The organism is Cellulomonas sp. P2_B4, assembly GCF_056404795.1.
Window position 1 is genome coordinate 385,544 of sequence record NZ_JBFUDI010000006.1, and the last position, 6,494, is coordinate 392,037.

The following is a 6,494-nucleotide window of genomic DNA, read 5'->3' on the forward strand; positions in this document are numbered from 1 at the left end:
CACCTGTTCTGGACAGTTAACTTGTTGTCGTGTACTCTTCTGGAAGGCCGATCTTCGGTCTGCAGTTTCGGTCTGCACGGCGGTGTCAGCATCCCGCCGCGAACGACCGGCCCGGACGTGGAACGCGTCGCTACGAGAGCGACTGACGGGCACGATCCGGGTGGCTGGTCATCGACAGCCCCCAATGGCGCCGGGGGCGGTTCAAGCCGCGCGCAACAAGGACAAGCGGGCGCGGTGGGCGATGGCTCATAGGTGCTGACCAGACATGCGGCCCCGGACCGGGTTCGCGACGAGAGTCGCGGAGCCGGACCGGGGCCGTTGTCGTCTCTCAGGCGGTGGGTCCGGTGATGTTGACCAGCCAGCTCACACCGAACTTGTCGACGAGCATGCCGAACGTGTCGCCCCACGGAGCCTTCTCGAGCGGGACCGTGATCGTGGCGCCGTCGGACAGCTTCTCCCAGAACCCCGTGAGCTCGGCCGCGTCCTCGCCGCTGAGGGAGACCGAGATGTTGCTGGTGTCCGCGACCTCCATGTGGCTCGGGGTGTCCGCTGCCATGAGCACCAGGCCGCCGGGGGACGTGAGCTGGCCGTGCATGACGAGGTCGGCGTCCGCGGGGTCCTGGCTCATGCCGAACTCCCCGAACGTGCTGAAGGTCGGCTCGGCACCGAGCACCGATCCGTAGAACTCGAGCGCAGCGCGGGCCGTGCTCCGGAAGTTGAGGTAGGGGTTCAGCGTGGACACGGCAGCGTCTCCTTCGTCGGCGGTCTGCGGGTAATTCGAACGGGTGAATGGTGCGATCCGCGTACTTCACCCTGCCACGCACCCCCGACATCGCGACACGGGTCGCGGACGGCGTATCAGGGGACGAGGTGGTAACCCCTTCCCAACGGAGGAAAACGGTAGCAACCTGGCAGATGCGGCAATCCGGGCCAGGCCCGGGATGCAGCATCGCGGCCCGCTCCACCGGCGGACAGGGTCCGCCGACGAGCGCGACCACAGGAGCTGTCATCGGCGGCTCCGGGGGGTGAAGTGCGCGAGCTCAAGGTCCTGCTCATGGGGTCGTTCGCCTTGGTGGACGACCCGCCGGGAGTGCCCGCGGCCGCACTGCTGCGCAAGGCCCAGGACTTGATCGCCCTGGTGCTCGTCGCACCCCAGAACAACGTGCTCCGCGAGACCGCGGCCGAGGCCCTGTGGCCGGACGCGGAGGGCGAGGCGTCCAAGAAGGCCATGCGGCAGACGCTCTGGCAGATCCATCACGCGATCGACCCGGACGTCGAGGAGAGCTCCCGGCTGCTGGTGACCGACGGGGAGACCCTGCACCTGAACCCGGACCGGCAGGTCTGGGTGGACACGGCCGAGCTCACCGACGCGGCCCGCACCGCGCAGACGCTGGGGGTGGACGGGCTGGCGGACCCGCAGCTCGCCGACCTCGCGGTCACCGCCGAGCTGTACCGCGGGCCGCTGCTCGCCCGATGCTACGACGAGTGGTGCCTCGCGCCGCGTGCCCGCCTCGAGGACCGGTCCCTGACGCTGATGGACACGCTGAGCCGCGCCTACGACCGCCGTGGCGACCTGCGGGCGGCGATCGGCTGGGCGGAGCGCCTGCTCGGGGTCGAGCCTGCCCACGAGCGCAGCCACCGCCGGCTCATGCGCCTCTACTACCGCACGGGCGACCGGACGCGGGCGCTGCGCCAGCTGAACCAGTGCCGGTGGGTGCTCGAGCACGAGCTCGGAGTGCGGCCGTCGGTGCAGACCGAGGAGCTGGCCGCTGCGATCGTCGACGACCGGGTGCCCGGTGTCGAGGCGTTGCGCGACCCGCCCTCCGACGCGCGGGAGCGGATCGAGCTCACCACGCACGCTGCGCCGAAGGAGCAGGCGGTGCTCGTCGTGCCGGCTACGGTGAGCCCGTCGTCGATCTCGGTCCTCACCGACTCGGCCGACGACCGGGCCCGGAGGTTCGCCCCGGGTGCGGGGACCGCGGTCGTCGACGCCGTCGCGGGCCGGCTCGCGGCCCTCGCCGACTCGACCGTCCTGGCCCTGCCGGTCGGGCCCGAGGCCCCTCCGGCGATCGGGGCCGGCCGTCTCGACGCAGCGAGCCTCGCGGCGTTCCAGGCCGAGCTCGCGGCGCTGCGCTCGAGCATCGACGCGATGAGCGAACAGCTGCGCCAGCACCGCGCCTGACGTTCACCCTCTCCTGCCCCAGGTCGCTGACCTGGGGTTTCGCATGTCCAGAGGCGTGTCGACGAGTTCGGAGACGTCGCCGAGACGCGGGGGAGACGCGGTCGAGACAACGCCGTCCGAGGGTGACGCACAGACCACCACGAAGGGGGCACTCGTGACATGGCGGACGCCACGATCGACGACGACCGGTCCGACCGCGTCGTCGCACGCTCGTTCGTCGTGCGGGCCCTGCTCGAGCGGGAGGACACCCCCCGGCACACGCAGTGGCACGGGTACGTCACCGACGCCGAGAGCGGTGAGCGGCAGGTCTGGGACCGTCCGGCCGACGTCGCGTCCTTCATCCAGGACCGGCTCGTCGCGTCGCCCGGCGCGGGCGTCCGCGTGGCGGGGCTGAGCATGGCCGCCCCCGCGCTCACCGACGTGGTCACCGACATGCTCGCGGTGCTGGGCCTGCGGCTGCCTGCGTCGGTGGCGCCCCTGCCGCCCAACAACGTGACGCTCGAACGCGTCAAGGAGAAGCTCGTCGGGCTGGGCAACCACCGGGGCAGCGAGTCGACGGGCCCGCTCGGTGACCGCACCCTACGCGGGGGACGGCTCGACGCGAGCGTGCGGTTCCAGGTCTGGTCGTCGACGCCGCAGGGCGTCGACGACGCGATGCTCGACGTGCAGACGGCGGTGCTCGACGACACGACCGAGCTGCGCCAGGAGGGCTTCCTCAAGCTCGCGGCCACGGGCACGACGCTGGCCGAGCGGGTCGACGCGGTGCCGGGCTGGCGCAAGACGGGCAGCTTCGACGTGCTCTACGAGTACCAGTACGTCGACACCGACGACGCCGCGAGCCTGATCGCGCGGATCCCGGTGACCGCGGACCTCAACGAGGTCGGCGGCGCCCGCGAGCTCGAGACGATCGTCGACGAGATGGCCCGGTGGGACGACGAGCTGGCGCCGCCGCTCGCGGTCCGCGGCCCGGCGGCCGTGAGCCGGCTGGCGGCGCTCGCATTCGTCCCCGTCCCCCTCGGCGGCACGGTGACGTTGGCGCGCTCGTCCGGCTCGGGCGGACCCGTCACCCACCTGCCCGACCTCGACGCGTTCCTGGCGGCCACGTCCGGCGCCAGCCCCACCGACACCGACGCCGACGTGACGCTCGCCCCTGCGGCCGCGTTCGCCGCCCTCGGGACCCCCACGCCCGCGCTCGAGATGGGCGACTGGGACACGGACTCGACGGTCGACGCCTACACGGCGTTCGACCGCCGACTCGACGAGCCGGTCCTGCTGCCGACCGCGGCAGACCGCTTCACGGTGAGCTACACCCCGCCGCCGGGCCCCAGCACGGGGCTCGACCAGACCGCAGTCGTCTATCTCAGGGTCAACCCGCACTAGCAGGCAACTGGTGACGGGCCCCGCTGTGCACGACCCGTCGGAGGAGAGGAAGACATGACCGAATCAGTCCTTCCCGGCGTACTCATCGAGGTACGCCCGGAGGCGCTCATCATCCCCGGCGCCATCACCGTGGGGAACGTGGGGGTCGTCGGCACCGCAGGCAAGGGTCCCGTCGGCACCCCGCAGCTGCTCGGCAGCTACTCCGAGGCGCTCGGCAAGTTCGGCGCGTACGACCGCTGGGTCGACGGCGCCTCGGGCGAGCTGACCCTGACACGAGCGCTCGAGCAGGCGTACAAGTTCGGCGCGACCACCGTCTGGGCGGTGCGCGTGGCCGACAACAACGCCGCGGCGGCGACCGTCGACCTCGCGTCGGCGGGCGGCCCCAACGTGACGGTGTCCGCCAAGTCGCCCGGCACGTGGGGCAACGACCTGACCGTCGCGGTGACCACGGCGGACGCCAACGCGGTCGTCTCGGGCGAGGAGGTCGACTCCGCCACGCTCACGCTGGCGCACGGCCCGATCGTGATCAGCGCCGTCAACCGGATCCTCGTGCGGCCGTCCGCGGGCGGTGCGGACAAGGTGCCGGGGATCGTCTACGACGCCGCACCCGGACCCACGCAGGTGGGGGTGGACACCACCTCCGGTCTCCTGACGTTCGGCACCGCACCCGGCGCCACCGACGTCGTGCTGGCCACCTACACGGTCGCCAAGTCGGCGGCGGTCAAGGTCACCGTCAAGCTCGGCATCACCGCCGCGGAGGAGTACAGCGTCGTGTCCGGCGACGACCTGGTCGCCGACCTGAGCGGCTCCCAGCTGGTCTCGGCGACGGCGCTGGCGAGCTCGGCCGAGGTGCTGTCGCCCGTGGCGGCCACACCGCTCGGCGGGGGCGCGAACGGCGCCGCCGGGGCCGACTACCAGACCGGGCTCGACGCCCTGCTCGAGGTGGACGCGCACATCGTCGTCGCCGCGGGGCAGGACCAGTCGTTCGGGGACGACCTCGCCGCGCACGCGGCCGTCGCGTCCGGCGACGAGATCAAGCGCGAGCGGATCGCCATCGTCGGGACGGCCCTGCAGCCGGATCGCACCCAGTTCGTGCAGGACGCGTCGGCGCACACGCTCAACAGCGACCGGCTGGTGCTCGTCGGACCCGGCATCAAGGCGGCCGACCGCTCGCAGCAGCCGCCCGCCACGGTGACCCTGCCGGGCGCGTACGCCGCGGCGGCCGTCGCCGGGCTCCTGTCCGCGCAGCCCGCGCACATCAGCCTGACCAACAAGGTCCTGTCGGTCGACGGGCTCGAGCACGACCTGACGAACGCCGAGCTCAAGCAGCTCGTGCTCAGCCGGCTGCTCGCGATCGAGAACCGGCAGGGGTTCCGGCTGGTCAAGGGCATCACGACGTCGACCAACACCGCGTGGGTCCAGATCACGACCCGCCGGATCGTCGACTACGCGAAGTTCGGCGTCCGCAGCGCGGCCACGCCGTACATCGGGCTGCTCAACAACGAGCGGGTGCGCAACAACCTGCGGGCGACCATCAACAACTTCCTGGCCGGGATGGTCCTCGACGAGATGCTCATCAGCTACGACCTGACGGTCTACGCGTCACGGGACGACGAGATCCGCGGCATCGCCCGGGTCGACCTCGTCATCCGGCCCACGTTCAGCATCGACTTCATCAAGGTGACGATGTTCCTCGAGTAAAGGACGCACCATGGCTCTGACAGAGGTTTACACGGGCGCCTACGGGACGCTCGGCATCGCCGCCGTCGACACCCCCGAGGGTGCGGACGCGAAGGCGGTGCTCGACGGGTACGCGATCCAGACGGTCGGTCGGCTGACCGACGTGCAGGTCTCGGTGACGACGGCGCTCAAGGAGTTCTACGAGGTCGGCCGGCGGCACCCGGTCTCGCTCAGTCCGGGGGACATCGCGATCCACGGCAGCATCGGGCGGGCCTACATCAACGGCGCGCTGCTCTTCCTGCTGCTCGGGCGGGGCGCGTCCGCGACCGCGGTCGCCGAGCCGTACGTGCAGCCGACGTTCGCGCTCTCCCTGGCGTTCACGGACCCCGCGCGCCCCGACGAGGCGCTGACCCTCGAGATCGGCGGCGTGAAGTTCGAGAACTGGAAGTTCGTGCTGCCCGAGGACGAGTTCGTCATGGAGAACCTGTGCTTCCGCGGGCTGACCATCGGCGTGCTCGACGTCGGCGCCGACAACGCCGGCGCGGTCACGTTCCCGGCTGCGCAGTAGGCGGTCGACCATGACGCTGACCGCCGAGGACCTGCTGGCCGGGAGCTCGTTGACGCACGAGGTCAGCGTGCCGGGGCTGCCTGGTTCAGCTACGGGCACGGTCACGATCCGGCCGCTCACCGTGCGCGACGTCCAGCTCGTCGCGCACGCCGCGAAGGACGACCGCGAGCTCGCGGCCGGCCTGATGATCGCGCGCGCCCTCGTCGAGCCGTCGCTCACCGCGGACCAGGCCGGCCGCCTGCCCGCGGGGACGGCCCGGTTCCTGGTGGACACGATCAACGAGCTCAGCGGCATCGACACCCCGCGCGACCGGCTGGCCGAGCTGGTGCAGGCGCCGCTGGCCAAGGCGTGCTTCGTGCTCGCCGACGAGTTCGGCTGGACGGCCGAGGACGTCACGGGGATGACCATCGGTCAGATCCTCATGTACCTCGAGATGGCCGGACGGGCGTCGGAGGTCGCATGAGCCAGGGCCGGGACACGACGAGGAGGCTCGACGCCGGCGGCGGGCCCGCCTCGTGGTGCCGCGACGTGGTGACCGCCACGCGGTCGGTGCACCACGTCACGGAGTCCGTCGGCGCGACCTGCGCGACCGCGCGCAAGGAGCCGTCGGTGGTGCGCGGGCCGCTGTTCGGGAGCTGCCTGGCCGACGTGCTCGACCGGCCCGCGCCGCCCGCGGTGCAGCAG

Annotated in this window: 7 protein-coding genes; 6 read left to right on the forward strand and 1 reads right to left on the reverse strand. The window is 71.8% G+C overall.

The window, feature by feature from the left end; genetic code table 11:
- Positions 1-328: 328 nt before the first annotated feature.
- On the reverse strand, positions 329-742 hold the full coding sequence (locus tag AC1DZC_RS13255) for a VOC family protein (RefSeq protein WP_477038899.1): 414 nt from the start codon (positions 740-742) through the stop codon (positions 329-331).
- Between the two features lie 288 nt (positions 743-1,030).
- Between AC1DZC_RS13255 and AC1DZC_RS13260 the strand changes: the two genes are divergently transcribed.
- The 6 genes from AC1DZC_RS13260 to AC1DZC_RS13285 form a co-directional block, all read left to right on the forward strand.
- Positions 1,031-2,182, forward strand: coding sequence for an AfsR/SARP family transcriptional regulator (locus tag AC1DZC_RS13260; RefSeq protein ID WP_477043596.1), 1,152 nt, complete (start codon positions 1,031-1,033; stop codon positions 2,180-2,182).
- 159 nt (positions 2,183-2,341) lie between these two features.
- Entirely contained in the window at positions 2,342-3,562 is a 1,221-nt protein-coding gene (locus AC1DZC_RS13265) for a hypothetical protein (RefSeq protein ID WP_477043597.1), read from the forward strand.
- A gap of 54 nt (positions 3,563-3,616) precedes the next feature.
- Complete coding sequence (locus AC1DZC_RS13270) at positions 3,617-5,263, forward strand: phage tail sheath subtilisin-like domain-containing protein (RefSeq protein ID WP_477038902.1); 1,647 nt, start codon at positions 3,617-3,619, stop codon at positions 5,261-5,263.
- Between the two features lie 10 nt (positions 5,264-5,273).
- Positions 5,274-5,810, forward strand: coding sequence for a hypothetical protein (locus AC1DZC_RS13275; RefSeq protein ID WP_477043598.1), 537 nt, complete (start codon positions 5,274-5,276; stop codon positions 5,808-5,810).
- 10 nt (positions 5,811-5,820) lie between these two features.
- Positions 5,821-6,273, forward strand: a complete 453-nt coding sequence (locus AC1DZC_RS13280; RefSeq protein WP_477038904.1) for a hypothetical protein — start codon at positions 5,821-5,823, stop codon at positions 6,271-6,273.
- On the forward strand, positions 6,270-6,494 hold a 225-nt coding region (locus tag AC1DZC_RS13285; protein WP_477043599.1), incomplete at its 3' end, for a hypothetical protein. The genes AC1DZC_RS13280 and AC1DZC_RS13285, both read left to right, overlap by 4 nt.